Origin of the sequence: Janthinobacterium sp. DSP2-3-3 (assembly GCF_049897325.1) — a bacterium.
Lineage (GTDB): Bacteria > Pseudomonadota > Gammaproteobacteria > Burkholderiales > Burkholderiaceae_D > Janthinobacterium.
On the sequence record NZ_JAFCWA010000007.1, the window covers coordinates 301,567 to 326,132 of the forward strand.

Here is a 24,566-nt window from a genome sequence, read left to right on the forward strand (position 1 = left end):
CACTATCGCGACATCCGCTGCACGATTTTACTTGATGACAGCAGTACTGGTGCGGCGGGCATGGCCAGCTTGGTCCACCTGCCGCAAAGTGCTACAGTGGCGCTCTCACAGCTTTCCCTGCCTTGCAAGGTACATCATGAACAATCTGCTGGCCCGTTACGTCACCGGCCAGGCGTATAACAACGCCTGGGCCAACCACCGTTTGCTGAAGGCTTGCGGGCAGCTGACCCAGGCCGAGTTCCAGGCCACGCGCGTCAGTTTCTTCCCCACCATCCAGTTCACCCTGAACCACATCCTCACCTGCGACTGGTTTTATCTCGACGCGCTCGAACGCGAGCTGCGCGGCGAAGCGCCCCATCCAGATTGCTACGTCTTTTTTGAACAGGATGAACCATTTACCGACTGCGCCCCGCTGCACGCGGCGCAGCGCGCCTCGGACCTGCGCCTGATCGCCCATTGCCGCAGCCTGTGCGATGCGGACCTGACGCGCCCCGTGACGATCCTGCGCGACACGCCGCAAGTCGACACGCGCCTGCGCCTGCTGGCGCATTTGTTCCAGCACCAGATCCATCACCGGGGGCAAGTGCACGCCATGCTGGCCGGCACGCGCATCGCGCCGCCCCAGCTCGACGAGTTCTATTGTGCCGGCGAAGCGGGCGAGCGGGCACAGGATTTTCTGGAACTGGGCTGGACGGAAGATGACGTATGGGGACAGCGCTAAGTCATTCTCCGAGTTATTCCTCGGCGTGGCAGCAGACGCACAGTTTGTTGCCGTCGAGGTCGCGGAAATAGGCGCCATAGTAATGGGCGTGGTAATGGGGACGCAAGCCGGGCGGCCCTTCACACACAGCGCCCAGCGCCAGCACGGCCTGGTGGCAGCGGTCCACCTGCGCGCGGCTGGCCGCCAGCCAGGCCGTCATCTGCCCATTGCCGGGAGTCGCCGGCAAGCCGTCATGCGGCGCCGTCAGCAGGAACAGGGGGCGCGGTGCATCCTTTGCCATCCAGCCCGCCCAGGGTTGGGCCGGATCATGAAATTTCTCGATCAAATCGAGTTCTCCCATCAGGGTCGTGTAGAAAGCGTAGGCGCGGGGAAAGTCGTTGGTGCCGAGGCAAATATGGGACAGCATGCTGCTCCTTCATGAATTCAAGCATGTGCGGCGAAATGCGCCAGCTGATTATAGTGGCACATCGCTTTCGACACGATCCCATGCCAGACCGTGACCGCCTCGGGGCGGTTTGGCAGCTGACAAAAACCGAACGATCGCTCTATTTATCGGCCACTCCTCCCCGGGCATTGTAAAATAGGCAAATATGACACGGCATCGGCCGTGCCGCTTGCCGGCCTTTCGCGCACGCGAAGGCACTCACACTCGGGAAAAACATGCGCAATACAGACAAAAAAGCCTATCTGGTCGGCGGCGGTATCGGCTCGCTGGCCGCAGCCGCCTTCATGATACGCGACGGCGGCATGCAAGGCAGCAACATCACCATCTTCGAAGCAGCGCCCGTGACCGGGGGCAGCCTCGATGGCGGCGGCAATGCCGAGGATGGCTACACCTTGCGCGGCGGGCGCATGCTGACCACCGATAATTACGAGTGCACCTGGGACTTATTCAAGAGCATCCCTTCGCTCGAACATGCGGGCCAGAGCGTCTACGATGAAACCATCGCCTTCAACGCACAGCACATTCCCCACTCGCGCGCGCGCCTTGTCGACCGCAACCGCTTCAAGGTCGATGTCAGCAGCATGGGCTTTTCCATGCAGGACAGGCTGGAACTGCTGAAGCTGACGGAAGCGGACGAAGACACGCTGGGCAGCAGCGCCATCACGGACTGGCTCTCGCCCGAATTCTTCGACACCAAGTTCTGGTATATGTGGGCCACCACGTTTGCCTTCCAGCCCTGGCATAGCGCCGTCGAATTCAAGCGCTACCTGCACCGTTTCATGATGGAGTTTTCGCGCATCGAAACCCTGGCGGGCGTCAAGCGCACCGTCTACAACCAGTACGATTCGCTGGTGCGCCCGCTGGTCGCGTGGCTGCAGGAGGAAGGCGTGAACATCATCATGGAGTGCACGGTGACCGATATCGAGGTGCAAGAATCCGAAGGCCGCCTGAGCGCCACCGCCCTGCACTGCCAGCGGCGCGGCCTGGCCGACGTGATCCCCGTGGCGGCCGGCGACCTGGTGTTTTTCCAGAATGCTTCGATGACGGATGCGGCCAGCTATGGCAGCCTGCACAGCGCGCCGGCCAAGCGCACGAAAAACGACAGCCAGGGCTGGCGCCTGTGGGAAAAGCTGGCCGAGGGCCGCCCGGAGCTGGGCCGTCCAGCCGCCTTCAACAGCAGCATCCCCGAATCCTACTGGGCCTCGTACACGGTCACCTTGAAGGACAGCGCCTTCTTCGACAGGATGGAGCAATTCACGGGCAACAGCGCAGGCACGGGCGGCCTCGTCACCTTCAAGGACAGCAACTGGTTCATGTCCATCGTGCTGGCGCACCAGCCCCATTTCGCCGACCAACCCCAGGGCGTGCAAGTATTCTGGGGCTATGCGCTGCACCCCGACCGCATCGGCAACTTCGTCGCCAAGCCCATGTCCGAATGCAGCGGCGAAGAGATCCTGCGCGAGCTGTGCGGCCACCTGAACTTCGACCTCGACATCATGGCCACGGCCAACTGCATTCCCTGCCGCATGCCCTACATCACCAGTATGTTCATGCCCCGCGCGAAGAGCGACCGCCCCCTGCCCGTGCCGGCCAACTCCGTCAACCTGGCCTTCGTCAGCCAGTTCGTGGAGCTTGCCGACGATGTCGTTTTCACCGTGGAATACTCGGTGCGCGCAGCGCAGACGGCCGTCTATCAGTTGCTCGGCGTGCAGCGTGCAGTGCCGGCCATCCACGCGCACGACAAGTCGCTCAAGGTCAAGCTGGATGCCATCATCAAGGCCTTCAAATAGCCTCGTTGCTGACGCTTGCACGCAACAAAGGCCGCGCTGCCGCTCGTGCAGGCACCTGATTTAAGACTGGCTTCAGCCTCGCCGTGCATCGTGATCGGGCGCCAGCAACACTGGCGCCTCCCTTCACACTCACGGGCACGGCCCAGCGAAAGAGCCAACATGAAAACATGGATGCGCGCCAACAAAGGTTTTTTGATGTTTCTCTTGCTGTTCGGCGTATTCCGCACGGCTGTGGCAGACTGGAATCCGATACCCTCGGCGTCCATGCGCCCCAACTTGCTCGAAGGCGACGTGGTCTTCGTCAACCGCCTCGCCTTCAACCTCAAAGTGCCGCTCACCGATATCGTGCTGCAGCGCCTGGGCGACCCGCAGCGGGGTGACATCGTCACCTTTTCTTCGCCGAAAGATGGCACGCGATTGATCAAGCGCATCATCGCCCTGCCCGGCGACAAGGTGGAAATGCGCAATGAAGAGCTGGTCATCAATGGCCAGCCCGCCCGGTACACGGCGCTCGATACAGCGCCTGAAACCATCGCCCACGTGGGCCAGCTGACGGCGCAGCGCATCAGCGAACGCAACGCGACCGAACAGCACCGCATCCAGGTTTTGCCGCAAATCGCGGGCGCAGCGCGCAGCTTTGCCCCCGTGACGGTACCGGCCGATCACTTCATGATGCTGGGCGATAACCGCGACAACAGCGCCGACTCGCGCTATTTCGGCTTCGTGCCACGCGCATTGTTGATCGGCAAGGCCGAGCGCATCCTCGTCTCGGCCAACATCCAGGAGCATTGGCAGCCGCGACTGCAGCGTTTCGGCATGAAGCTGGAGTAAACATCCCCTTGCAACGGCGCCGTGCTTTTCGGTTAGCATGGCGCATCATGCAAAACTTTCCCTCCGCCAGCCAGCAGAGCGCCAGCGACGATCCCGCCCTGGAGCAGCTGGCGCAGTTCCTGCAGCGCCATCCCGACGTGCTGCTGCTGACGGGCGCCGGCATCAGCACGGCGTCCGGCATTCCCGCTTACCGCGACGCGGACGGCGTGCGGCGTGGCAACGCGCCCGTGCAAGGCCCCGATTTTCGCCGCCAGGAAGCCGTGCGCCGCCGCTATTGGGCGCGCAGCATGGTGGGCTGGCCCAGCCTCGCGCGCGCCACGCCGAATCCCGGTCACCTGGCCATCGCGCATTTGGCGCAACGCCAGCAGATCGGCGGCTTGGTCACGCAAAACGTCGATGGCCTGCATCAGCAGGCAGGCAGCGCGAGCGTCACGGAGTTGCACGGCAGCATACATGGCGTGGTGTGTCTCGATTGCCAGGCTCGCCATACGCGCCGCTTGATCCAGGATCAGCTTGAACGCGACAATCCGCAGATGCTGGGCGCCACGGCCACGCCGGCACCCGATGGCGACGCCTTGCTGGAACCGTCGCAGCTGACCAGCTTCCACCTGCCCGTCTGTCCCCGCTGCGGCGGCACCCTGCAGCCCGCCGTGGTGTTTTTCGGCGATGGCGTGCCCGCCGCCTGCGCGGCCGAGGCCGAAAGCAAGATGCACGCCGCCAGTGCCCTGCTGGTGGTGGGCTCGTCCGTCATGGTGTATTCCAGCTTTCGCCTGTGCCGCATGGCGGCCGAGACCGGCAAGCCCGTGGCCGCCATCAACCTGGGCAAGACGCGCGCCGACCATTTGCTGGCATTCAAGACCGATACGCCGGCACAGGACATCTTGCCAGCATTAGCGGCCATGCTGGGCTGACCCCGCGTCAGCGGTGCGCCACTCTCGCTATACTGTGGAATTGACAAGGAGAATTCATGCTGGAACTGTTGAGTGAACACGCCTGTTTTGGTGGCGTACAACGCTTTTATCGCCACGACGCGCACGCCATCGGCTTGCCTATGCGTTTCTCGGCCTTCATTCCGGACACGGCGCCAGGCAGCGTGGTCACCACCAAACGCCCCGCCCTGTTTTACCTGGCGGGCCTGACGTGCACGGAAGAAACATTCATGATCAAGGGCGGCGCGCAGCGCGTGGCGGCCGAAGAAGGCTTGATTCTGATCGCGCCCGATACCAGCCCCCGTGGCGCCAACATCGCGGGTGAGACGGATGCCTGGGATTTCGGCGCCGGCGCCGGCTTTTACGTGGATGCCACCGAGGCGCCCTGGCGCAGCCATTACCGCATGTACAGCTACATCCTGGAACTACGCGCCCTGCTGGAACAGGAACTGGTGATCGATGCGCAACGCACGGGGGTTTTCGGCCACTCGATGGGCGGCCATGGCGCGCTGGTGCTGGCCTTGCGCAACCCTGAACTGTTCCGCTGCGTCTCCGCCTTTGCTCCCATTGCCGCACCTAGCCAGTGTCCGTGGGGCAAGAAAGCGTTTACGGGCTACCTGGGCAGCGATGAAGCCAGCTGGCAGCAGTACGACGCCAGCGCGCTGATGCGTGGCCTGCAGGGCCAGCCGGCACTATTTCCCGAAGGCATCTTGATCGACCAGGGCCTGGCCGACAAATTCCTGCCCGAGCAACTGCACCCCGAGGTGTTCGAAGCGGCGTGCCGCGACGCCGGCCAGCCATTGCGCTTGCGCCGCCATGCCGGTTATGACCATGGCTATTACTTCATCGCCAGCTTCATGGAAGAGCATGTGCGCTTCCATGCGAAAAACTTGCGCGCCATTGCCTGACGCCCTTGCCTGATTGCGCTATTGCGCCGTGCTGGTATGCCCGTTGAAATGGCGCATATACCAGTCCGTGGCCAGCAGGGCCGCCTGGTGCCGCGTGTCGGGGCCGCCAGGCGCGGCGATCTGTTCCAGTTGCTTGTCGCAGCGCAAGGTGGCGAAGGCCATGCGGTTCAGGCCAGCCACATCGGGGTCGCGCCCGCCTACGATCAGCAAGGATGGCACGCGCACGTTTTCCAGCGCCGCCTTGCCCGCCATTTCCACCTGACCATCGCAGACGGCCAGCGCGGCGATTTCTGCGCTGCGCCAAGCCGCCAATTGCATCACCACCGCCGCGCTGGTGCCATAACCATACAGGCCGCAGGGCAAGCGCCGCGTGGAAGCATCCATTTGCAGCCAGCCCAGGGCCTTTTCCAGCTGACGCGCCAGCAGCACGATATCGCTGCGCACGAAATAGGCATGGCCATTGCTGCCACCGCCAGGCTCGACACCGCCCTGGTCGAAACGCAGGGTGGCGATGCCCGCTCGCAGAAAATCCTGCGAGGTGGCATGGCTGGAGGCGCCCAGATAGTCGCTGTCGGCGCCCGCGCCATGGGCAAACAGGACGATGCCCACCGGTCGCTCGGGCATTTCAAGCACGCCATCCATCTGAATTTCATCGGCCGTGATGCTGACAAATTGTTCTTGCATGGTTGCCTCCGCAATCGAGCTGGGATCAAGCTAAAGCTGAAGTCAAGCAGTGCACTGATTTTACGCTGATCTTGCCGGGCCGGGCACAAGCTGCATGCTCAGGGCGGCTAAGCTCAGTGTAGCAGCCCGCGGCCATTCCTGCGCAGCCGTTCGCGCATCGCCACCAGCAAGGCAAGACTACACGGCGCCGTGCCGGTCCAGCCCCTTCAGCACGGCTTCCGGGCGGATCGGCAAATGCCGCACGCGCGAGGCCACGGCGGCAAAGATAGCGTTGCCGATGGCGGGCGCCACGGCCGTGGTGGGCGGCTCGCCCATGCCCGTCGCCGTTTGCGTGCTGGCAACAAATTCTATATCGAGCTCGGGCACGTCGGCCATGCGCAGCGGTGTGTAGGTATTCAGGTTGGTATCCTTCACTTCGCCATTCAGGAAAGCCGTGCCTTCATGCAAGGCCATGCTCACGCCCCACAGGGCGCCCCCTTCCGCCTGCGCCAGCGCGCCATCGGGATCGACGATGCTGCCCGCGTCGATCACCATGAACAGCTTTTCGACTTTCACCATGCAAGTGCTGCGGTCTACCTTGACGCGGGCGATGCAGGCCGTCCAGGTGGGCATGTCGCGCTCCTGGCCGAACGTGGCGGCGATGCCCAGGCCCGTGTCGGGCGGCATGGCCGTGCCCCAGCCGGCCTTGTCCGCCACCCGCCGCAGCACGTGGGCCAGGCGCGCGGCGCCGCCGACGGCGTTCGGCGCGCTGCCCGCGTTGCGCCCCATGCCCTGCAGCAGCGCCAAACGAAAAGCCAGCGGATCGACCTTGGCAGCCTGCGCCGCCTCGTCCATGAAACTTTCCACGGCCCAATTCGTCCAGCCCGGCCCCACCGAGCGCAGCCAGCCGGGGCGAAAACTGCTGTTGGCCAGGTCGTTCGACACGGCCCGCACGCGCTGCGCGCCCACCGTGTACCAGTGATCGGCGCCGGCGATGGCGAACGGGTCATACGGATGGCCCTGCTTATCCTTGGCGAGGAAGGCGGGAATCATGACTTGCGTGGGCCAGCCCGCGCTGGCTTCGTGCACCATCGCCGAGACCTTGCCTTCGTCGTCGAACGCCATGCGCACATGTTGCACGGACGGCGAACGTGGCGAATCGAAACGGGCATCGTCGGGCCGCGTGCAAATCATCTTGACGGGCCGCCCCACGGCTTGCGCCGCCAGCGCGGCCGGCACGCAATAATCGCCATTCAGGCGCCGGCCGAAGCCGCCACCGAGCAGATAGGTATGCAGCATGACCTTGTTCTCCGGCACCTTCAACGCCTGCGCCAGCACGGGCAAGATCAACGATTGCCATTGATTGCCCGCATGAATGTGCCAGACGCCGTCGATTTCCTGCGCCAGCGCATTCACCGGTTCCAGCTGGAAATGCAGCACGGTGCTGGTCGTGTAGTGGCGTTCCAGCTGCAGGCTGGCATCCTTGAAAGCTTGCTCTACGCCATCATCATCGACCACACGGGCGCCCAGGCTGGCATCGGCCAGCTGCTTGCCCGCATAGCTGACGATATCCTGCTCCGCCACGTGGGCAGCCGCACCGGCCCGCCATTTCACTTGCACCAGGTCGGCCGCGCGCATGGCGGCCGCATACGTCTCGGCCACCACCATGACCCAGCCGGGCACCGTGCCGCTGGGATCCTGCAAGGCGACCGAGCGCAAGTACCCCTGCACCTTTTTCGCCGCCGTATCATCGATGGACACGACTTTTGAACCGTAGCGCGTGGGCGGGATCTTCGGGCGCGCATACAGCATGCCATCGACGTGCGCATCGATGCCGTACACGGCCGTGCCATTGATTTTCGCGGGGATGTCGAGCGCCTGCACCTGCTGGCCGATCAGGCTGCGCTGCTGCGGCGTCTTCAGCACGATGGCCTTCAATTGCTCCGGCGTGTACTGGCGCGCCAGCTTGCCACGGCGCACGATTTCGCCATAGCTGATCGACCGCCCCCGGCCATGCACGACGCCCAGTCTGGCGTGGCAGGCGGACACGGGCACGCGCAGCAGGCGTGCGCCCTCCTCGACCAGCGCAAGGCGGCCAGCTGCGCCGGCGCGGCTGAGCGGATCGAAATTTTGCCAGACGGACCAGCTGCCGCCCGTCACCATCAAGCCCCATTGCGGGTCCGTGTCCACGTAATGCAAGCGTACCTTGCGCCAGTCCGCTTCCAGCTCCTCGGCAACGATGCGCGCCAGGGCCGTGCCGATGTGCTGGCCCATTTCCGCCTTGGCAATGTTGACCGTGACGATGCCGTCGCGGCCGATCTGAAACCAGATGCTGGGATCGAACACGGGCGCAGCGGCAGACTTGGCGGGCGGCGCGGGCGCCACCTTGCCGGCGGCCAAGGAGCTGTCGGCGCGCAAGAAAGCCAGGGTAAAACCCGTGCCGGCGGCGGCGATCAGGAAACCGCGCCGCCCCAGTGTAGGGGGACGGGCAGCAGAATTTTCTTTCGGCAACTTAAACACCGGGCGCCTCCTGCATGCCGGCCGCCAGCTTGATCGCCTTGCGGATGCGCACATACGCCATGCAGCGACACAGGTTGCCGCTCATCACGGCATCGATATTCGCATCCGTCGGCTGCGGATAGTCGCGCAGCAAGGTGGCCGCCTGCATGATCTGGCCCGACTGGCAATAGCCGCACTGAGGCGCCTGCGTGGCGACCCAGGCCCGCTGCAGGGGATGCGTGCCATCGGGCGAGAGGCCTTCGATGGTGGTAATGGCGCAACCGGTGACGGCGGCAATCGGCGTGATGCACGAGCGCATGGCGCGGCCATCCACATGCACGGTGCAGGCGCCGCACATGCCGATGCCGCAGCCAAACTTCGTGCCTTTCAGCTGGGCTTCGTCGCGCAGCACCCACAGCAGAGGTGTCTCGGCATCGACCTCGGTGCCGAAGGGCTGACCGTTCACAATAATGTTATACATAAGTGTTATACATGAGCGTTACACATAAGAAACTTTCAAGCATTAGAACTTTCAAGCATTACTTGCCGGCGCGCGTGCGTACCACTACCGCTTCCAGATTCGTCCAGGCCGGCTGGTGGCTGCGGCTGCGACGCAGATAGGCCGCCAGCTGGGCCACGTCGTTATCCGTCAGCGAGGCGGCAAAGCCTGGCATCAGCACGCCGGGCATGGCCTCATCCTTGGACAAGCCATGCAGTATCACCTGGATCAGGTTGGCGGGATCGGGCGCGCTGACGGCGCTGTTCAGGCTCAGTTCCGGACGCAGGGCCACGGGCCGGCCATCGCTGTTCGAGTGGCACGACGCGCAGGCGGCCACGTACAGGCTGGCGCCATGGTCGTTGTCGACCAGGCTGACGCGCTGCGAACGGGCGATGCCGGTTTTGATCACTGCATCCGCATCCACCTTGCGCCCGGCCACACCGGCCACGCCGGCAAAATACACGGACAGCGCGCGGATATCGCTATCGGGCGACGCGGCCATGCCTTCGTGCACGACGGCCGACATGGGCCCGGCCGCCACGCCGTGCAAGGCCGTCGCCCCCGTGCGCAGGAAGGTATACAGTTCATCCTGCGTCCACGGCAGCGGTGCCGTGTTGGCGCTGGTCAAGGCTGGCGCGTACCAGCGATCGATGGCCGCGCCCAGATAGGGCGAACCGGCAAGCTCGGCGCCCAGCGCATTGCGCGGCGTGTGGCAGGCGGCGCAATGTGCCAGGCCTTCGGCCAGGTAGCGACCCCGGTTCCAGTCCAGCCCTTGCGCGGCATCCAGCTGAACGCTTGCCGGCTTGAAAAACAACAGCTTCCAGCCCGCCTGCAAGGAGCGCAGGTTCAGGGGGAAAGGCACGCTATTGACAGGCGCCACCGCATACACGGGCGGGCGCGTCATGAAATACGCGTACAAGGCTGTCAAGTCAGCGTCCGAGACTAGGTTGAAGTGGGTGTACGGAAAGACGGGATACAGGTGGGCGCCATCGCGGCCCACGCCTTCACGCATGGCCCGCTGGAAGGCGGCCAGCGACCAGCGGCCTATGCCTGTTTGCCTGTCGGGCGTGATATTCGTCGCGTAAATCGTGCCGAACGGCGTGGCTAGGCCATGGCCGCCCGCGTAATCGGCACCGCCCCTGGCCGTATGGCAGGCGGCGCAATTGCCCATGCCGGCCAAAATGCGGCCCTTCTCCACCACTTGCGGGGAAAACGCCGTGGCGGCAGGCGGCTCGATGGGCGCCAGCGCGGGGCGCCAGTAATACAGATACGCGACCAGGGCCGCCACGATGAGCAATGCCAGCGACAGCAGCAAGCCGGTGAAGATTTTCTTGAACAAAACAGGAACCAGTGAAAAGTAAAGGCCAGGGTGAAAGCAAAGAAATAAAGCAAGGCGGCCAGCCGCCGGCTAACGGCGGCGACAACAGAAGCACAGTAACAATCTTACCGCGATTGTGACTTGTTGTATGTACGCAATGACACGCAGGCAACGCCACGGGCGGGCTGCGCCTTATAATCAGCGTTTCAGCACGCCGCCGCTCCTTCATGCATACCGTTACCATCATCCTCATCCTCGTCCTGAGCGTCGTCCTGTGCGGCTTCATCGCCCGCTCACGCTGGGTCAAGCTGCCGCTACCCCTGATCCAGATCGCCGGCGGCACGGGATTGGCCCTGTTTGGCGTGCAAGTGCCGCTCGATCCCGACATTTTCTTCATGCTCTTCATTCCGCCGCTGCTGTTTCTCGACGGCTGGCGCATTCCCAAGGGCGCCTTCTTTTCCGATGCGCGCTCGATCCTGATGCTGGCCATCGGCCTGGTGCTGTTTACCGTGCTGGGCATGGGTTTCTTCATCGACTGGCTGATCCCCAGCGTGCCGCTGGCCGTGGCCTTCGCGCTGGGCGCCATCCTCTCGCCGACCGACCCCGTGGCCGTGTCGGCCATCGCGGCCGGCAACCCCATCCCGCCGCGCCTGATGCATATCCTCGAAGGCGAGTCCCTGCTGAACGACGCTTCGGGCCTGGTCTGCTTCACGTTTGCCGTGGGCGCCATGATGACGGGGGGCTTTTCCATCGGCGCCGCCTCGCTGAGTTTCCTGCGGGAAGCGGGCGGCGGCATCGTCATCGGTCTGGCCATCTCCTGGGGCGTGGGCCTGGCAAATAAATGGCTGGTGAGCAAGGTTGGCGAAGAACCGGGCCTGCAAATCCTGATCAGTATCCTGATTCCGTTTGCCGCCTACCTGGGCGCCGAGCAAATCCACGGCTCGGGCATCCTGGCCGCCGCCACGGCGGGCGTGTCCATGCATTACGCCGACCTGATCGGCCGTCCTCTGGCCGCCACGCGGACCCAGCGCAAGGCTGTGTGGGATACCGTGCAACTGGTCTTGAACGGCGTGATCTTCGTCATGCTGGGCGCACAACTGCCCACCACCGTGGCCGGCTTGCCCGCCGCGTCCATGGAAGTGGGCGCCGGCAGCGCCTGGAAACTGCCCCTGTTTGTCATCGCCATCACAGTGGGGCTGACCTTCATGCGCTTCATCTGGGTCTTCATTTCCATGAAACTGACCCTGTTCAAGCACCACAAGAAACTGCCGGGCGAATCGAAGGATGCGGCGCTGCTGGCGCGCCCCAGCCTGCGTCTGCTGCTGGTGGCCTCGTTTGCGGGCGTGCGCGGCGCGCTGACGCTGGCCGGCATTTTGACCCTGCCCTTGTTCTTGCCTGACGGAAATCGTTTCCCCGCGCGCGACCTCGTCATCTTCCTGGCCATGGGCGTCATCCTGCTGTCGCTGCTGCTGGCCAGCGTCACCCTGCCTCTGTTGACCAAGGGCCTGGTGTTCGCGCCGCCCGCGCGCCGCTCGACGGAAGAACGCAATGCCCGCGCTGCTGCTGCCGAAGCGGCCATCGCGCGGCTGGAAAAAGTCTGCGAAGGCATCGACAAGAATGATCAGCAGCAAGTCGTCACCGAGGCGGCCAACCGCCTGATCGAAGCCTACCGGCGCCGTCTCGCGTATGGCGAAAGCAGCAATGACGAGGCGATGCGGCTGCAGGAACTGGCCAAGGCCGAACGGGCGCTGCGCCTGGAAGCGCTGAATGCGGAACGGGACGAACTGTTCCGCCGCCGCATCTCGGGCGAACTCGATGACACGATCCACTTGCGCCTGCTGCGCGAAATCGATTTGCTGGAAGCGACACTGGAAGAATAGCAACACTCTGGCACGCCACGGCAGTGTTGATAAGAAATTCTCATGGTAAAGAATGCAAGTTTTAACGTTCGTGTTTATAATGCAAGGTTATGACGTAGCGCCGTGATTTACTTTCAACAGGGACTTCCGTAGAGTCTATGTTGCTGAGTAACTATTTGAATAGCCACCCGACCTGCATAAAGACACACGACGCCGTGCCCTCCTCCCATCGCCACCGGCAGCGCTTCGCGCCGCCTGCCCTGCTCGCTGTGCTGCTGGCCTCGCTGCTCGCCTGCAGCGTGCTGGCGCCGTGCGCGGCGTGGGCGCAAACGGGCGCGGTGGCCGACGCCAGGCGTCCCGCGGAGGTGGCCCAGGTCCTGTTTGGCATCATCAGTTATGTGCGCTGGCCCGTGGTGCGCCAGGAAGTACGCGTCTGCATGCTCGGTGCGCCCCGCTATGGCGCAGCCATTGTCGACACGCCCGCCTCCAGCCTGGGCCAGCGCATCCGCGTGAAAATTCCGGCGGCGCCAGCCGCTGTCAGCGAATGCGACGTCGTCTACCTGGGCAGCCTGCCGGAGGGCGAACGCGAGCATCTGCTGGCGCAAATCATCGGCAAGCCGATTTTATCAGTCGCCGAACCCGGCACGTCCTGCACCGTGGGCACCATGTTCTGCCTGCGCCTCTCCGAGGCGCAGATCGGTTTTGACGTCAACCTCGACGCCATCGCCCGCAGCGGCCTGCGCGTCCATCCGAACGCCTTGCAAATTGCACGTCGCAAGGCACCGCCGCCATGAGCGCCCGCATGAGCAATAAGCTTGCCCGCAAGCCCCGCCCCACACTCGACAGCGTGCTGCGGCGCGCCCACCTGAGCGTGTCGTTGATCGCCGTGCTGGCGGCCGGCCTGACCCTGACAGCCGTGGCGCTACTGGCCCTGCGCGTGTATTCGGACCAGAACCTGCGCCTGGTGGCCCGCTCGATGAGCTACACGGTGGAAGGCGCCGTCGTCTTTGGTGACTCCATGGCCGCCAGGGAAGCACTGGCCCTGATCGGCGTCAATGAAGATATTGACCAGGCACAAGTGAGCAACAAGGCCGGCAAAGTGCTGGCCCGCTGGGAACGGGGCCAGCACGGCACGCGCTACTACATCGAACGCGCGCTGACAGGCTGGATGCTGCCCGATTCCCTGACCTTCCCCATCATGCGCAATGACCAGGCCATCGGCAGCATCACGCTGGTGCCGCACAGCCGCAGCCTGCTGCCTTTCCTGCTGAGCGGCCTCTCCTGCCTGCTGGCTTGCCTGGTGCTCAGCCTGGTCGTCGCCGTGCGCCTGTCGCGGCGCATGGAAACGGAGATCACGTCACCCCTGCGCCACCTGGCGGAAACGGCGCACCGCGTGCGGCGCGACCGGTCCTTTGAACTGCGCGTGCCACCGGCCAACATCGCCGAACTGAACCAGATCAATGACGACTTCAACGCCCTGCTCGACGAACTGGAAGCGTGGCAAAGTCATCTGCAAAAGGAACATGCCTCGCTGTCGCACCGCGCCAACCACGACAGCCTGACGGGCCTGTCGAACCGCGCCTTCATGGAAGCGGAGCTGGAACGCGCCATCCTCGAAGCGCGGGTCGGCAATGGCAAAGTGGCCGTGCTGTTCCTCGACAGCGACCGTTTCAAATACATCAACGACACCTTCGGTCATGCCTCGGGCGACCGCGTGCTGGTGACGATTGCCGCGCGCATCAAGCAGCAATTGCGCGAGGGCGACCTGGTGGCCCGCCTGGGCGGCGACGAATTTGCCATCCTGCTCAAGCCGCTGCGCAACAGCAGCGATGCCATGCACATTGCCGACAACATCATCGCCGCCATGGCGCAAGCCATTGAACTGCCTACCGGCAACAGCATCGTCAGCTCACTGACCATCGGCGTGGCCGTCTTCCCCGATCACGCCATCGACGCCGCCTCGCTGGTCGGCGCGGCGGACCAAGCCATGTACCGCGCCAAGCAGGCGCAGCGCGGCACGCGCCAGGTGGCGCGCCTGCCGCAACCCCACACTCACCCCTGACCCCAAGGAGCAACACCATGCAATTTATCTACAAACAATTACGCCTCGGCTTCCTCGGTCTGTGCATGCTGGGCCTGCTGGCCGCCTGCCAGAGCACGCCAGAGACTAAGCCCATTTTCAACGCCGAGCAAGTCGCCACCTTGAAGGAACAGGGTTTCAACCAGACCGACGAAGGCTGGGAACTGAGCTTTACCGACAAGCTGCTGTTCGAATTCGACGCCGCCAAGCTGACGCCACCGAGCCGCACCGCGATCCAGAAAATCAGCGCCGCCCTGCTGAAAGTGGGCATCACCCACATGCGCGTGGAAGGCCATACGGATAACGAAGGCACGGAAGCGTATAACAACAAGCTGTCGCTGGCGCGCGCCAACGTGGTGGCCGACGCCATGAGTGCATCGGGCATTCCACGCGACAACATCGCCGTCAAGGGCCTGGGCATGAGCAAACCGGTGGCCTCGAACGCCAGCAAGACAGGCAAGGCGGAAAACCGCCGCGTCACCGTCATCGTTTCGGCACCTTGAGCGTGGGCGTGCCCGTCGTGCGCTGGGTCGTGATGGGCGTGTCCGGCTGCGGCAAGAGCGCCGTCGGCAGCCTGCTGGCCGGCGCGCTGGGCGTGCCCTACGTGGAAGGCGACGACGTGCATACCCCGGAAAACGTGGCCAAGATGGCCGCCGGCATCGCGCTCGACGATGCCGACCGGTCCGGTTGGCTGGCCGCCCTGCGCGAACACATCGCCACGGCCCGCGCGAAGGGTCGTGGCCTCGTGGTTTCCTGTTCGGCCCTGAAACGCACTTACCGCGACCTGCTGCGCGAAGGCGACCCGGGCCTGCGCTTTGCCCACCTGGACGGTCCGCGCGCCGTGCTGGAGCGCCGCATGCAGCGGCCCGGCCATTTCATGCCCTCCAGCCTGCTCGATAGCCAACTGGCCACCCTGCAGCCCCTGCAAGCGGACGAGGCAGGCATCGTGCTCGATATCCGCCAGCCGCTGACCGTGCTGGTCGAACAGATCCTGCAAGCGCCTTGACAGGCGCGCGGCTGGACAGCCTGTGGCCCCCTGTGTAGACTGGCGCGCACTTTCATGAGGGATTTTTATGACCACACCAACCATCAAAGCAGCACCGGGCCCGGAATTCTGGGAACGCGCCGACCAGGTCATCGCCCTGGCCAATGAACAATGCATGCACAGCGGCGGCAATGAAGTGGCCACCTCGCTGCTGTACGCGGCCGCCCGCTTCAACGCCTTCCTCGTTGCCAGCAAGAGCAACGACGTGGCCAAGATGCAGGAAGAGAAGGAAGGCGCCGTGGCCTTCTTCACGGAACAGTACAAGCGCATGCTGACCGACAACTTCAACGACTACATCACCAACTTCGACAAGTACACGCAACCGTCGTCGGCCCCCAAGACCTGATGACGGCGGCCGGCCTGGACAGCCACCGTGCCCGCGCCACGCACGCCGACAGCGTGCTGAACGGCGCAGTGCGCTTTGCGCCGCTGACCTCGCTGTGGCTGATGGCCATGCTGGCCGGCGCCCTTGCCGGCGCCCTGCTCGCCTTCAGCTGGAGCGGCCTGCTGCTGTTTGTGACCGGCACGGCCATCGTCCTGCTGTTCGGCCACTCGCTGGGCAGCCATCGCAAACTGATCCACGATAGCTATCGCTGCCCCCTGTGGCTGGAATACCTGCTGGTCTACCTGGGCGTGCTGGTGGGCCTCAGCGGCCCGCTGGGCCTGCTGCGTCAACACGAACTGCGCGACTATGCCCAGCGCCTGCCCGACTGCCACCCCTATCTGCGCCACGGCGCCCGTTTCTGGCGCGATGCTTGGTGGCAATTACATTGCCGTCTGGACCTCGACCATCCGCCGCACATCGCCATCGAGCCGCGCCTCGCGCACGACCGCTTTTATCGCTTTCTGGAAGCCACGTGGATGCTGCAGCAACTGCCGTGGGCGCTGCTGTTCTTCGCCTGGGGCGGCTGGGGCTTTGTCTGCTGGGGTGTCTGCGCGCGTGTCAGCGCCGGCGTGCTCGGCCATTGGCTGATCGGCTACTTTGCCCACAACCATGGGCAAATGCACTTTGAGGTCCATGGCGCCGCCATGCAAGGGAGAAATATCCGCCTGGTCTCGCTGCTGACCATGGGCGAATGCTGGCACAACAACCATCACGCGTATCCGGGTTCAGCCAGGCTGGGCTTGCTGCCGGGCGAGTGGGACCCGGGCTGGTGGGTGCTACTGCTGTGGCAGCGCCTGGGCCTGGTGTCCGGCCTGCGCCTGCCGCACGACTTGGCGCCGCGGCCGGAACTGCGCCGCCTCGAGCGCGCTGGCGATCAGGCCTCGTCCTCAGCCGCCAGGTAATTGTTCTTGACGCGCACATAGTGTTCAGCCGAATAGCGCAGGTAGGCGATCTCCGCTTCGGTTAACGCGCGCACCTTGGCGGCGGGCCGGCCCACATACAAATGCCCGCTTTCCAGTACCTTGCCCGGCGACACCAGGCTGCCAGCGCCCAGCATCACGTGTTTTTCCACCACCACGTCATCCATAACGATGCTGCCCATGCCGATCAGACATTCGTCGCCGATGGTGCAGCCGTGCAAGATCACGGAATGGCCGATGGTCACGTACTTGCCGATGGTCAAGGGTGAACCGTCGGGCTTGGCCGCATTCCTGTGCGACACATGCCCCATGGAAAAATCCTGGATATTACTGCCCTCGCCGATGACGATGCGGTTGACGTCGCCGCGCAGCACGCTGTTGCACCAGATGGAACAGTCGTCGCCGATCTGCACATCGCCGATCACTTGCGCCGTGTCATGCAGGTAGACGCGCTCGCCCACGACGGGACGGGTATTCAGGTAGGAACTGACAGGCATCGCTTTCTCGCTTTTCATTAATAGTAAACGTTCAAACCCAGCCGGCGGCCAGCGCAAAAATCGCCAGGCCATGCGCCAGGGACGCGCCCAGCAAGCCGGCACGGCAATATACCAGTCCAGCCACCACGCCTTCGATTACGGTGAACACGAGGATGGGAGCGCCCACCTGCGTGACGGTGGTGGCCAGGAAGGCATGGCACAGGCCAAACAGCAAGCCCGACACCAGCGCCGCGCGCCAGGCCGGCAGCCAGGCGCGCGGTGCTACTGCAGCAAGCCGCGGAACAGCAATTCTTCATTACAGTTGGCTGCCAGCGCAAAGCCCAGCAGCAAGGGTAGCGCGGATGGGGAAGCGGGCACGGGCGCAGCAATTGTATGCGGCGGCTGGCAAAATGGGCAAGCTATCTGGCGATGCCGCTGTCAAGCCGCCTTGCGCCCGCCATGCATCAGCCCATGCGCCGCCAGTCCGGCCGCCAGTCCCCACAGGACGCCGCCCACGCCCAGCAGTGTCACGTTCGCGGCCGTCGCCAGGAAAGTGATCAGCGCCGTTTCGCGCATGCGCACGTCCGCCATCGCCTGCGCCAGGCTGTTGCCGATGGCGCCCAGCAGGGCCAGGCCCGCCAGCGCCGTGATGAAGCTGCGCGGCAAGACCATGAACAGGCTGGCCAGGGTGACGCCGAAAATGCCCACCAGGATGTACAGCACGCCGCAAGCCAGCCCTGCAACGTAGCGCTTAGCCGGGTCCGCATGCGCATCCTTGCCCGTGCAGATGGCGGCCGTGATAGCGGCCACGTTGAAGGCGTGCGCGCCGAACGGCGCCATGAGCAGCGAACCGAGTCCCGTCACCGTCAGGATGGGATTGGCGCTGACGCCGTAACCGTCATTGCGCAGCACCAGCATGCCGGGCATGTATTGCCCCGTCAGGGTGATCAAGAACAAAGGCAGCGCCACGCCCAAGAGCGACTCCACGGAAAAGCGCGGCATCTCGAACACGGGCGCGGCCAGGGCCAGTTCGATGCCTTGCGCATTGATGCGCCCCTGCGCCAGCAGCAGGGTCAGGCCGACCAGCATGATGCCCACCACGGCAAAGCGTGCCGTAAAACGGCGCAGCACGGCGTACGACAATAGCAGCACCACCACCAGCAAGGGGTCGGCGCTGGCGCCGCCGAACGCGTTCACGCCAAACTGCAGCAGGATGCCGGCCAGCAAGCCGGCGGCGATGCCGCCAGGAATCAGCCGCACCAGGCGCTCGAAGGCGCCCGACATGCCCAGAAAAATGAAGGCGATGGCGGACACGATGTAGGCGCCGATCACCTCCGCGTACGGCGTGTGCGGCATGACGGTGGCCAGGAAAGCCACGCCGGGCGTGGACCAGGCCGTGATGATAGGCGCGCGGTAGCGGTAGCTGAGCCAGATGCCCGTGACGCCCACGCCGATGCTCAGCGACCAAACCCAGGACGCCGTCTGCGCCGCGCTGAGCTGGGCCAGCTGGGCTGCCTGGAACACCAGCACGAAGGTGCCGCCGTAGTTGACGAGGACGGAAATGCAGGCGGCCATCGCGGGGGAAGCAAGATCGCGCCAGCGCAGCCGGTCAGCCATAACGGCGCTTGTTGTGCTTGTTGTCATGTATATCCCTTTGGCATTGAAAGGGAGCATCTTAATGGCCACATGGACTGTCCAAGCAAGCCAATTCATCCATGAACAGCAGACCACTTTGGCCAGTTTATCCCAGCGCGCGCGCCAGGCGGACGATGCCGCTCTCGATCTCATACGGCGTGAGCGCCGCAAAGCCCAGCAGCCAGCCGCCGCGCGTCGGCGGCCTCGCATACAGCCGGCTCAGGCCCGGCAGCACGATTCCCGCCTGCGCCGCCAGGCGTATCGTGTCCAGCTCGTCCCTGCCCTCGTGCAGCAGACACGGCAGTTGCAAGCCGCCCGGCGGCAGCTGCGCCGTGACCACGTGCGGCAAGTGCCGCTGCACGGCCAGCGCCATCGCCTCGCGTCGCACGGCGTAGACCTTGCGCATGGCGCGCACATGGGCCGCAAAATGGCCATCGGCGATGAAACGGGCCAGTGTCAGTTGATCCAGTTGCGGCGTATGCCCGTCGAGGATGCTGCGCGCATACGTCATCGGTTTCACCAGTGCGGGCGGCAGCACCATGTAGCCGAGGCGCAAGCCCGGATACAGCGATTTGGCAAAGGTGCCCAGGTAAATCGTGCGCTGCTGCGTGTCCAGCCCCTGCACGCAAGCCGTCGGTAAGCCGGCGTAATGAAACTGGCTGTCGTAATCGTCTTCGATGATCCAGCCCTGGCGCTCGGCGGCCCAGGCGGTCAGCGCGAAGCGGCGCTCGAGCGCCAACGTCGCGCCCGTCGGGTATTGATGCGACGGCGAGACGTAAATCGTGTTAGCCCCGCTGCGGTCCGCGCGCAGCTGCTCGATGGACAAGCCATGTGCATCGACAGGCACCGGCACGACCTGCAATTGCGCCATCTCGAAAGCCTTGCGGGCGCCAAAATAGCCGGGGTCTTCCATCAATATCGGGCCATGCGCATCTGCCAGCACCTGCGCGCACAGGTACAAAGCCTGGCGCGTGCTGCTCAAGACCAGCACCTGATCCGCCGTGGCCCGCGCGCCCCGCTCCAGGTTCACATAGTCGGCGATGGCTTGCCGCAAAGGCTCAGCCCCTTGCGGGTCGCCGTGCAGCAGGACGCTGGCATGGTGTTCGCTGGCTGCCTGGCGCCGCAAGCGTTCCCACACGTCGAGGGGGAAGGCGCGCGTTTCCGGCAAGCCCGTGGCAAATGCCTTCACGCTCTGCTGGTCGGCCACGCCGCCGCTGGCAAGGATGTGCACACCGCGCGCGCTGAGGGCAACCGGCTGCGCGGATGCGGGTAGCAATGCCGACGACGGCTTGCCCAGCAAGCTCGCTCCTATCGTCGGCGAGACAAAACTGCCCGATCCCGCCTGCCGCTGGATATATCCGTCCAGGCGCAGCTGCGCATATGCCATTTCCAGCGTATCGCGCGACACGCCCAGCGATTGCGCCAGCGCGCGCGTGGCCGGCAAGCGCAAGCCAGGCGCCAGCACGCCATCGAGTATCAACTGGCGCAGCGCGCGCTGCACCCGCACGCGCAAGTCGAGCGCCGCCATTTCAGGCGCGGCGATGCGAATTTTCAGGGTGTCGAGCTCGAACTGCGGCGTCATGTCGCCTTCCGCGCGGCGCCGGCGGCATCCACGGCAGCCATGCTGCTGGCCGGCGAAAAGCCATGCTGCTGCAGCACCGCCACCAGCTGTGCGCCGGCGCAGCCAAGGCGCAGGTTTTCCGCCACCCAGTCCTGCCAGGCGGGGCCTATCTCCGGCATCGGCTCGGGCGCCAACGTGAGACCGAGTATGCATGCGGCCAGCAAGCCGTTGATGCGCCGCGTGTCGATCAAGTGCTGCACCACCGCGTGGCCTGAATAGGGAAACGGGTGCAGGGTGCAGCGGCCAAAGGCGGCCAGGCGCTGGGCGTGCATGGCGTCGAGGTTCACCGATTCGCTGGCGCTGGCGCTGGTACTGCCTCCCGCGCTGGCCACGTCCGGCCGGGCCGCGTCCGGCCGCGTGCCGAACACCAGGTGCATCTGCGTATGCTCCGTCGCCCTGGCGCGGCACAGGGCCGCCAGGTCGTAATAGCCGGAGGCTGGCGGGTCTTGCGCCAGCGACTCCATCACGGGCAGCCAGCGCAACTCATGATACAAACGCGCCTGCTGCACGTCGAGGAAAGACAAGGGGCCAAAGGCGACGATCTGCTGCGCATCAAGCAGCAAGCCAAACATGACGGCCGCATACGCGCCCATGGACTGGCCGATGGTAGTGACCTGGCTTGGCGCCATGCGGTTCACCAGCTCGCGCAGGGCCTGCGCCGTTTCATCCACATGGCTGCCCAGGCCCGCGATCTGACGGTGATACCAGGCATTGCCCGAATCACGCACGAGTATTTTGTTCAGAGGCTGGCCGCTGACCTGCTCGAGCTTGCGCAGGCGCCCGTAAAAATCGAAGGCGGGGCGCGTGGTCCACGAGACGAAGCCAAAGGCGATCACCAGCGGCGCACCGGGCACGATGCGGTCGACCAGCACGTCGTCGGCACTGGTGGCGACCAGTCGATTATCCAGCGCTTGCGCTTGCATCATCGGCCCGGCTCCCCGATAGAGTTGAAACAGCAGAAAGCATGAGTGTAATGCCAAGTCTGGCAAAATGAAAACTATCGCCGCTGCGGTACGCCAGTACGCACGGGAAAACTGCTAGTCTGGCGAGTATTTACCCATGAACAGGAGCCTTCCATGCTGCATCGCCTGAAGTACCTTCCTCTTGCTGCCGCCATCGCCATGGCCGGCGGCTGCGCCGCCACGTCCGACAGCGCCCAGCCAAACGCCAGCCTGGCGCCGCAGGCCAGCCTGACGAATACCTACTGGAAGCTGACGCAGCTCGATAGCGCCCCGGTGGTGATGGCGCCGCAGCAGGAACGCGAAGTGCGCATCACCCTCTCCAACGATGGCAAGGTCACCGGTTTTACGGGCTGCAACCGCGTGATGGGCGGCTACACGTTGACTGGTACGGCCCTGCGCTTCACGCAGCTGGCCGGCACGCGCATGGCCTGCCCGCCGCCCCTGATGCAACTGGAAAGCGCCGTGCTGGCCAACTTGAACAGCGTGACGGGCTACCAGATTGAGGGCGAACAACTGATCCTGCTCAAGGATGGCGCGCCCGTGGCCCGCTTTGAATCGGTCTACCTGTGAAATAAAAATCGACTGCCGTTACAATGGCTTCCAGCCCATCATCTGGAAGGAAGCCATGTCCGCACTGCCCTCGCCGCTGCAGCAGCCACCGTTATCGTCGACGCCGCCCCGGGTCGCAGGCCGCTACCGCGCCCTGCTGTTCGACATGGACGGCACCGTCATCAATTCCATCGCCGCCGCAGAGCGCATCTGGGGCACCTGGGCGCAGCGCCAGGGCCTCGACGTGGCGGCCTTCCTGCCCACCATTCACGGCGCGCGTTCGGTCGACACCATCGCCAAACTGCGCTTGCCCGGCGTCGACGCGCAGCGCGAGTCGCAGGGCATCACGGATGCCGAAATCATCGATGTGGATGGGATTATTGAAATTGCGGGCGCGCTGCGCTTTTTACAGTCGCTGCCGCCCGCGCAATGGGCGATTGTCACCTCGGCGCCGCGCGCGCTGGCCACGGCCCGCCTGAAGGCGGCCGGCATGCCCATTCCCGCCATCATGGTGACGGCGGAAGACGTCAAGGCAGGAAAACCCAAACCCGATTGCTACCTGCTGGCGGCGGAAAAACTCGGCGTGGCGCCTGCCGATTGCCTGGTCTTCGAAGACGCGTCCGTCGGCATCGAGGCAGGCGAAGCGGCTGGCGCGAAGGTCATCGTCGTCACCGCCACGCATGCACATCCGCTGGCCACGCGCCACCCGGCCATTGCCAACTACGACAGCATCGCCGCGACGGTCGATGCGGACGGCTTCATCGTGCTGGCGCAGTTGCCTGACCCTGCTGCGGTTGCAGCACCCGCGACAAGATAGCCTGCTCCAGCGCGGCGAAGGCTGCTTGGCCGCGCTGTCGCGGGCGCGGCAAGTCCACTTGCACGTCCATGGTGATCTGCCCCTCCTCGATCAGCAGTACCCGGTCGGCCAGGGCCACGGCCTCGGCCACATCATGCGTCACCAGCACGGCCGTAAAACCGCGCGCCAGCCACAGCGACTCGATCAGCTGCTGCATCTCGATGCGCGTCAGCGCGTCGAGCGCGCCCAAAGGCTCGTCTAGCAGCAGCAATTGCGGTTCGTGCACGAGGGCGCGCGCCAGCGCCACCCGCTGTTTCTGCCCGCCCGACAAGGCCGCCGGCCAGTCGTCGGCGCGTTCGGCCAGGCCTACCGTCCACAGCGAGGCGGCCGCCGCGCCCACGGAACGGGGCAGGCCAAGGGCCACGTTGTCAAGCACGGTCTTCCACGGCAGCAAACGCGATTCCTGGAACATGATGCGGATATCGGGCGCGCCCACGCCGCTGCCGACGGCGATCTTGCCTTCATCGATGCTTTCCAGGCCCGCGATGGAACGCAACAAGGTGCTCTTGCCACAGCCGCTGCGCCCCACGATGGCGACGAATTCGCCCGCTTCCAGCTGCAGGTCGACGTTTTTCAGCACGGGACGTTCGCCATAGGCCTTGCTCAATTGCGTCAGGGCCAGCGGCACGCCACGGCGCGCCAAAGGGGCTTGCGGGGCGACCTTCGCCTGCGGCGGTGCGCCGGCCGGGTCGTATTGCACGAAGTGCGACAAAAAATCCGTTTCGATCTGGATGGGGGCGAGCAGCATGGTTTTTTCTTTCCTCATTTCGTCACTATCGGTAGGCGGGATTCCAGCGCAGGCAGTGGCGTTCCAGCCCCCGCGAGAACAGATCGGCCAACTTTCCCAGCAAGGCGTACAGCAAGATCCCCACCAGCACCACGTCCGTTTGCAGGAATTCGCGGGCATTCATGGTCATGTAGCCGATGCCGGCCTGCGCCGAGATGGTTTCGGCAACGATCAGCAGCACCCATACGAGACCCAGCGAGAAACGCACGCCCACCAGGATCGAGGGCATGGCGGCCGGCAGGATCACGTCGCGGTACAAAGGCCAGCCGGACAGGCCGTAGCTTTTCGCCATTTCGATCAAGCTCTGGTCGGCCGAGCGGATGCCGTGGAAGGTGTTCAGGTAGACGGGAAAGAACACGCCGACTGCCAGCAGAAAGAGCTTGGCCGTCTCGTCGATGCCAAACCACAGGATCACCAGCGGAATCAGGGCCAGCGCCGGGATATTGCGCACCATTTGCAGCGTCGTGTCGAGCAGGGTTTCCGCATGGCGGAAGCTGCCCGTCAATAGGCCCAGCAGCAAACCCAGTCCCGCGCCAATGACAAAACCGACCGTGGCGCGCCACAAGCTCGTTTTCAGGTGCAGCCACAGTTCGCCCGAGACGGCCAGGTGCCAGAAAGCCTTCGCCACGGCCCACGGTTCGGGCAGGATGCGGCTCGACAGCCAGCCCCACTGCGCCGCCAGCTGCCAGGCCAGCAGCAGCGCCACGGGCAAGACCCACGGCGCCAGCGCATGAGGCCAGAGCGTACCGAGCAGACGCTTGGTGGTGAAAGTGGCGACGGCGCCCATC

At 64.6% G+C, this 24,566-nt stretch carries 26 protein-coding genes; 14 read left to right on the forward strand and 12 right to left on the reverse strand.

Annotated elements, in window-relative coordinates; translation table 11 throughout:
- Positions 1 to 136 precede the first annotated feature (136 nt).
- On the forward strand, positions 137 to 721 hold the full coding sequence (locus ACP7DE_RS16470) for a DinB family protein (protein ID WP_426073100.1): 585 nt from the start codon (positions 137 to 139) through the stop codon (positions 719 to 721).
- 13 nt (positions 722 to 734) lie between these two features.
- On the opposite strand, the gene ACP7DE_RS16475 is transcribed toward ACP7DE_RS16470, so the two are convergent.
- A complete protein-coding gene (locus tag ACP7DE_RS16475) occupies positions 735 to 1,127 on the reverse strand; it encodes a VOC family protein (RefSeq protein WP_426073101.1) in 393 nt (130 codons plus the stop codon).
- 254 nt (positions 1,128 to 1,381) lie between these two features.
- On the opposite strand from ACP7DE_RS16475, the gene ACP7DE_RS16480 reads away from it, so the two are divergent.
- The 4 genes from ACP7DE_RS16480 (at position 1,382) to fghA (ending at position 5,624) form a co-directional block, all read left to right on the forward strand.
- On the forward strand, positions 1,382 to 2,956 hold the full coding sequence (locus ACP7DE_RS16480; protein ID WP_426073102.1) for an oleate hydratase: 1,575 nt from the start codon (positions 1,382 to 1,384) through the stop codon (positions 2,954 to 2,956).
- Positions 2,957 to 3,115: 159 nt separating this feature from the next.
- Entirely contained in the window at positions 3,116 to 3,787 is a 672-nt protein-coding gene (gene lepB / locus ACP7DE_RS16485; protein ID WP_426073103.1) for a signal peptidase I, read from the forward strand.
- A gap of 47 nt (positions 3,788 to 3,834) precedes the next feature.
- On the forward strand, positions 3,835 to 4,698 hold the full coding sequence (locus ACP7DE_RS16490; RefSeq protein ID WP_426073104.1) for an NAD-dependent protein deacetylase: 864 nt from the start codon (positions 3,835 to 3,837) through the stop codon (positions 4,696 to 4,698).
- Positions 4,699 to 4,754: 56 nt separating this feature from the next.
- Complete coding sequence (fghA, locus tag ACP7DE_RS16495) at positions 4,755 to 5,624, forward strand: S-formylglutathione hydrolase (RefSeq protein ID WP_426073105.1); 870 nt, start codon at positions 4,755 to 4,757, stop codon at positions 5,622 to 5,624.
- A gap of 18 nt (positions 5,625 to 5,642) precedes the next feature.
- Here fghA and ACP7DE_RS16500 read toward each other — a convergent pair whose 3' ends face one another.
- The 4 genes from ACP7DE_RS16500 to ACP7DE_RS16515 all read right to left on the reverse strand — a co-directional run bounded on the left by ACP7DE_RS16500 (position 5,643) and on the right by ACP7DE_RS16515 (position 10,624).
- Entirely contained in the window at positions 5,643 to 6,308 is a 666-nt protein-coding gene (locus ACP7DE_RS16500) for a dienelactone hydrolase family protein (protein WP_426073106.1), read from the reverse strand.
- Positions 6,309 to 6,485: 177 nt separating this feature from the next.
- Positions 6,486 to 8,807 carry a molybdopterin cofactor-binding domain-containing protein gene (locus ACP7DE_RS16505; RefSeq protein WP_426073107.1) on the reverse strand — a complete coding sequence of 774 codons (2,322 nt, stop codon included), beginning with the start codon at positions 8,805 to 8,807 and terminating at the stop codon, positions 6,486 to 6,488.
- Positions 8,800 to 9,267 carry a (2Fe-2S)-binding protein gene (locus ACP7DE_RS16510; protein ID WP_426073108.1) on the reverse strand — a complete coding sequence of 156 codons (468 nt, stop codon included), beginning with the start codon at positions 9,265 to 9,267 and terminating at the stop codon, positions 8,800 to 8,802. Before ACP7DE_RS16510 ends, ACP7DE_RS16505 begins: the two co-directional genes overlap by 8 nt.
- 58 nt (positions 9,268 to 9,325) lie before the next feature.
- Positions 9,326 to 10,624 carry a cytochrome c gene (locus ACP7DE_RS16515; RefSeq protein ID WP_426073109.1) on the reverse strand — a complete coding sequence of 433 codons (1,299 nt, stop codon included), beginning with the start codon at positions 10,622 to 10,624 and terminating at the stop codon, positions 9,326 to 9,328.
- Between the two features lie 206 nt (positions 10,625 to 10,830).
- Between ACP7DE_RS16515 and ACP7DE_RS16520 the strand changes: the two genes are divergently transcribed.
- From ACP7DE_RS16520 to ACP7DE_RS16550, 7 genes are all read left to right on the forward strand, one after another.
- A complete protein-coding gene (locus ACP7DE_RS16520) occupies positions 10,831 to 12,483 on the forward strand; it encodes a Na+/H+ antiporter (RefSeq protein WP_426073110.1) in 1,653 nt (550 codons plus the stop codon).
- 194 nt (positions 12,484 to 12,677) lie between these two features.
- Complete coding sequence (locus tag ACP7DE_RS16525) at positions 12,678 to 13,256, forward strand: YfiR family protein (RefSeq protein WP_426073111.1); 579 nt, start codon at positions 12,678 to 12,680, stop codon at positions 13,254 to 13,256.
- Between the two features lie 8 nt (positions 13,257 to 13,264).
- Entirely contained in the window at positions 13,265 to 14,524 is a 1,260-nt protein-coding gene (locus ACP7DE_RS16530) for a diguanylate cyclase domain-containing protein (protein WP_426073112.1), read from the forward strand.
- A gap of 17 nt (positions 14,525 to 14,541) precedes the next feature.
- Complete coding sequence (locus ACP7DE_RS16535; protein WP_426073113.1) at positions 14,542 to 15,045, forward strand: OmpA family protein; 504 nt, start codon at positions 14,542 to 14,544, stop codon at positions 15,043 to 15,045.
- 32 nt (positions 15,046 to 15,077) lie between these two features.
- The gene (locus ACP7DE_RS16540) at positions 15,078 to 15,548 is read left to right on the forward strand and encodes a gluconokinase (protein WP_426073148.1); all 471 of its coding nucleotides are present in this window, start codon (positions 15,078 to 15,080) and stop codon (positions 15,546 to 15,548) included.
- Positions 15,549 to 15,615: 67 nt separating this feature from the next.
- A complete protein-coding gene (locus tag ACP7DE_RS16545; protein WP_426073114.1) occupies positions 15,616 to 15,933 on the forward strand; it encodes a DUF3144 domain-containing protein in 318 nt (105 codons plus the stop codon).
- The gene (locus ACP7DE_RS16550; protein ID WP_426073115.1) at positions 15,933 to 16,874 is read left to right on the forward strand and encodes an acyl-CoA desaturase; all 942 of its coding nucleotides are present in this window, start codon (positions 15,933 to 15,935) and stop codon (positions 16,872 to 16,874) included. The genes ACP7DE_RS16545 and ACP7DE_RS16550 overlap by 1 nt, the downstream gene beginning before the upstream one ends.
- On the opposite strand, the gene ACP7DE_RS16555 is transcribed toward ACP7DE_RS16550, so the two are convergent.
- From ACP7DE_RS16555 to ACP7DE_RS16575, 5 genes are all read right to left on the reverse strand, one after another.
- Positions 16,847 to 17,389 carry a gamma carbonic anhydrase family protein gene (locus tag ACP7DE_RS16555; RefSeq protein ID WP_426073116.1) on the reverse strand — a complete coding sequence of 181 codons (543 nt, stop codon included), beginning with the start codon at positions 17,387 to 17,389 and terminating at the stop codon, positions 16,847 to 16,849. The two genes, ACP7DE_RS16550 and ACP7DE_RS16555, sit on opposite strands and share 28 nt — an antisense overlap.
- A gap of 31 nt (positions 17,390 to 17,420) precedes the next feature.
- The gene (locus ACP7DE_RS16560; protein ID WP_426073149.1) at positions 17,421 to 17,678 is read right to left on the reverse strand and encodes a CPBP family glutamic-type intramembrane protease; all 258 of its coding nucleotides are present in this window, start codon (positions 17,676 to 17,678) and stop codon (positions 17,421 to 17,423) included.
- A 128-nt stretch (positions 17,679 to 17,806) separates the two neighbouring features.
- The gene (locus tag ACP7DE_RS16565; RefSeq protein WP_426073150.1) at positions 17,807 to 18,985 is read right to left on the reverse strand and encodes a benzoate/H(+) symporter BenE family transporter; all 1,179 of its coding nucleotides are present in this window, start codon (positions 18,983 to 18,985) and stop codon (positions 17,807 to 17,809) included.
- A 124-nt stretch (positions 18,986 to 19,109) separates the two neighbouring features.
- Positions 19,110 to 20,585, reverse strand: a complete 1,476-nt coding sequence (locus tag ACP7DE_RS16570) for a PLP-dependent aminotransferase family protein (protein ID WP_426073117.1) — start codon at positions 20,583 to 20,585, stop codon at positions 19,110 to 19,112.
- Positions 20,582 to 21,550: a hypothetical protein gene (locus ACP7DE_RS16575; protein WP_426073118.1), complete on the reverse strand. Its 969-nt coding sequence runs from the start codon at positions 21,548 to 21,550 to the stop codon at positions 20,582 to 20,584. The genes ACP7DE_RS16570 and ACP7DE_RS16575 overlap by 4 nt, the downstream gene beginning before the upstream one ends.
- 150 nt (positions 21,551 to 21,700) lie before the next feature.
- Here ACP7DE_RS16575 and ACP7DE_RS16580 point away from each other — a divergent pair, with 150 nt between their 5' ends.
- Positions 21,701 to 22,156 (forward strand): META domain-containing protein, encoded by a 456-nt coding sequence (locus ACP7DE_RS16580; protein ID WP_426073119.1) that lies wholly within the window; start codon positions 21,701 to 21,703, stop codon positions 22,154 to 22,156.
- Between the two features lie 55 nt (positions 22,157 to 22,211).
- Positions 22,212 to 22,952 (forward strand): HAD-IA family hydrolase, encoded by a 741-nt coding sequence (locus tag ACP7DE_RS16585; protein ID WP_426073120.1) that lies wholly within the window; start codon positions 22,212 to 22,214, stop codon positions 22,950 to 22,952.
- On the opposite strand, the gene ACP7DE_RS16590 is transcribed toward ACP7DE_RS16585, so the two are convergent.
- Both ACP7DE_RS16590 and ssuC read right to left on the reverse strand, forming a co-directional pair.
- Positions 22,894 to 23,739, reverse strand: a complete 846-nt coding sequence (locus tag ACP7DE_RS16590; protein ID WP_426073121.1) for an ATP-binding cassette domain-containing protein — start codon at positions 23,737 to 23,739, stop codon at positions 22,894 to 22,896. The genes ACP7DE_RS16585 and ACP7DE_RS16590 overlap by 59 nt on opposite strands.
- A gap of 25 nt (positions 23,740 to 23,764) precedes the next feature.
- Positions 23,765 to 24,565: an aliphatic sulfonate ABC transporter permease SsuC gene (gene ssuC / locus ACP7DE_RS16595; RefSeq protein ID WP_426073122.1), complete on the reverse strand. Its 801-nt coding sequence runs from the start codon at positions 24,563 to 24,565 to the stop codon at positions 23,765 to 23,767.
- Position 24,566: the final 1 nt, after the last annotated feature.

Coding starts and splice junctions, on each gene's coding strand:
- ACP7DE_RS16590 (WP_426073121.1), bottom strand. CDS start 23,739: ATGCTGCTCGCCCCCATCCAGATCGAAACGGATTTTTTGTCGCACTTC.
- ssuC (WP_426073122.1), bottom strand. CDS start 24,565: ATGGGCGCCGTCGCCACTTTCACCACCAAGCGTCTGCTCGGTACGCTC.
- ACP7DE_RS16510 (WP_426073108.1), bottom strand. CDS start 9,267: ATGTATAACATTATTGTGAACGGTCAGCCCTTCGGCACCGAGGTCGAT.
- ACP7DE_RS16480 (WP_426073102.1), top strand. CDS start 1,382: ATGCGCAATACAGACAAAAAAGCCTATCTGGTCGGCGGCGGTATCGGC.
- ACP7DE_RS16580 (WP_426073119.1), top strand. CDS start 21,701: ATGCTGCATCGCCTGAAGTACCTTCCTCTTGCTGCCGCCATCGCCATG.
- ACP7DE_RS16570 (WP_426073117.1), bottom strand. CDS start 20,585: ATGACGCCGCAGTTCGAGCTCGACACCCTGAAAATTCGCATCGCCGCG.
- lepB (WP_426073103.1), top strand. CDS start 3,116: ATGAAAACATGGATGCGCGCCAACAAAGGTTTTTTGATGTTTCTCTTG.
- ACP7DE_RS16545 (WP_426073114.1), top strand. CDS start 15,616: ATGACCACACCAACCATCAAAGCAGCACCGGGCCCGGAATTCTGGGAA.
- ACP7DE_RS16550 (WP_426073115.1), top strand. CDS start 15,933: ATGACGGCGGCCGGCCTGGACAGCCACCGTGCCCGCGCCACGCACGCC.
- ACP7DE_RS16565 (WP_426073150.1), bottom strand. CDS start 18,985: ATGGCTGACCGGCTGCGCTGGCGCGATCTTGCTTCCCCCGCGATGGCC.
- ACP7DE_RS16490 (WP_426073104.1), top strand. CDS start 3,835: ATGCAAAACTTTCCCTCCGCCAGCCAGCAGAGCGCCAGCGACGATCCC.
- ACP7DE_RS16540 (WP_426073148.1), top strand. CDS start 15,078: ATGGGCGTGTCCGGCTGCGGCAAGAGCGCCGTCGGCAGCCTGCTGGCC.
- ACP7DE_RS16575 (WP_426073118.1), bottom strand. CDS start 21,550: ATGATGCAAGCGCAAGCGCTGGATAATCGACTGGTCGCCACCAGTGCC.
- ACP7DE_RS16535 (WP_426073113.1), top strand. CDS start 14,542: ATGCAATTTATCTACAAACAATTACGCCTCGGCTTCCTCGGTCTGTGC.
- ACP7DE_RS16520 (WP_426073110.1), top strand. CDS start 10,831: ATGCATACCGTTACCATCATCCTCATCCTCGTCCTGAGCGTCGTCCTG.
- fghA (WP_426073105.1), top strand. CDS start 4,755: ATGCTGGAACTGTTGAGTGAACACGCCTGTTTTGGTGGCGTACAACGC.
- ACP7DE_RS16585 (WP_426073120.1), top strand. CDS start 22,212: ATGTCCGCACTGCCCTCGCCGCTGCAGCAGCCACCGTTATCGTCGACG.
- ACP7DE_RS16470 (WP_426073100.1), top strand. CDS start 137: ATGAACAATCTGCTGGCCCGTTACGTCACCGGCCAGGCGTATAACAAC.
- ACP7DE_RS16530 (WP_426073112.1), top strand. CDS start 13,265: ATGAGCAATAAGCTTGCCCGCAAGCCCCGCCCCACACTCGACAGCGTG.
- ACP7DE_RS16475 (WP_426073101.1), bottom strand. CDS start 1,127: ATGCTGTCCCATATTTGCCTCGGCACCAACGACTTTCCCCGCGCCTAC.
- ACP7DE_RS16555 (WP_426073116.1), bottom strand. CDS start 17,389: ATGCCTGTCAGTTCCTACCTGAATACCCGTCCCGTCGTGGGCGAGCGC.
- ACP7DE_RS16500 (WP_426073106.1), bottom strand. CDS start 6,308: ATGCAAGAACAATTTGTCAGCATCACGGCCGATGAAATTCAGATGGAT.